The sequence below is a fragment of the Variovorax sp. 01T439_2 genome (assembly GCF_056398445.1).
Genome location: NZ_JBFTPJ010001168.1, coordinates 1 through 1,529, shown reverse-complemented (window position 1 = coordinate 1,529; position 1,529 = coordinate 1). Strand labels below are relative to the sequence as shown.

Sequence of the window (1,529 nt, the reverse complement as noted above, 5' to 3'; positions counted from 1 at the left end):
CCTGGAAGACCTGTTCGGCGGCGACCCCAACAAGGCCGTGGCCAGCGGCAAGCGCATCGAGAGCATCGTGGACGACCGCTTCGAGCCGCTGCGCCGCCTCGTCACCGCCGCCGGCCCGAACCAGCCCGCGCCCATCGACGATGCGCTCAAGCTCTTCAACGAGGTGTATGTGTACCTCACGGCCGTCGACACCGCCGTGAAGGGCCGCACCTCGCCGCCGCCCGGCGACGTGGCCGGCAAGCTCAAGTCCGACGCGGGCCGCCTGCCCGAGCCGGTGCGCACCATGGTCGAGAACCTGAGCCAGTCGGGCGCGGCACAGGCCCAGGTGGCCGAGCGCGGCAACCTGAGCCAGGACCTGCGTCCCGTGACCGACTTCTGCAACCGCGCCATCGCGGGCCGCTACCCCTTCGTGGGCAGCAGCAAGCGCGACGTGCTGCCCGAGGACTTCGGCCAGATGTTCGGCGCCGGCGGCCTGATGGACGAGTTCTTCCAGAAGCGGCTGGCCGCGCTGGTCGACACCAGCACCAAGCCCTGGCGCTACAAGCCCGTGGCCGAACGCGGCGCCGTCACCACGCAGGCGCTGGCGCAGTTCGAGCGGGCCGCGCGCATCAAGGACATCTTCTTCCGCGGCGGCGGCCGGGGCCCGTCGATGCGGCTGGACTTCAAGCCGGTGGAAATGGATGCGGGCATCACGCAGTTCATCCTCGACGTCGACGGACAGCTCGTGAAGTACGCGCACGGGCCGGTGGTGCCCATGGCCGTGCAGTGGCCCGGCCCGAAGGGCAGCAACCAGGTGCGCATCCAGGTGAGCCCGCCTTCGGCCACCGGCAGTTCGGGCGCGGCGGTCGATGGGCCATGGGCGCTGTTCCGCGCGCTCGACGACGGCCAGCTCGAAGCGGGCGATGCACCCGAGAAGTTCTTCATCACCTTCCAGATCGGCGCGCGCAAGACGCGCTTCGAGGTGACGACGAACAGCGTGCAGCATCCGATCCGCTTGAAGGAGCTGCGCGAGTTCTCCTGTCCGGAGGGGCTGTGAGCGAAGCCGCTTTTTTTTCTGCATTGCCCGGATGGTTCGGCAAGCTGCCGGGCATGGGCGACTTTGCGCACCGGCGCCTGCCGGAGTCATTTCGCTCGGTGTGGGACCCGTGGCTGCAGCGCGGATTGGCGCGGCTGCGCGACCGGCATGCGGACTGGACTTCGCACTACCTCGAAGCGCCGGTGTGGTGCTTTGCGCTCGGGCCGCAGGTGGTTAGCGAAGGCGCATGGATCGGCGTGCTGATGCCGTCGGTCGATGGGGTGGGGCGGTACTTTCCGTTCACGCTGGCGGTGGGGCTTGATGCTTCTGCGGGCGGGGCGCTGCAGGGCGAGGCGCTGCAACAGGCGCTGGGGTGGTGGGCGCGGGGGACGCGGGCTGCGCTCGAAGGGCTTGAAGGGGATCTGGATGCGCTGCGGTTCGATGCTGTGCTGGAGAGGGTGTTTGCTGCGAATGACCTCGCACCACGCGAGGGGGGTGTGGAGTCGCTTTCCTT

General features: G+C 69.2%; 2 protein-coding genes. Both read left to right on the top strand.

Annotated features, from left to right (window positions below; translation table 11 throughout):
• The coding region (locus AC1DOC_RS33140) for a type VI secretion IcmF C-terminal domain-containing protein (RefSeq protein WP_478131507.1) at positions 1-1,036 on the top strand (1,036 nt) is incomplete at its 5' end.
• The coding region (tagF, locus tag AC1DOC_RS33135; RefSeq protein WP_478131506.1) for a type VI secretion system-associated protein TagF at positions 1,033-1,529 on the top strand (497 nt) is incomplete at its 3' end. The genes AC1DOC_RS33140 and tagF, both read left to right, overlap by 4 nt.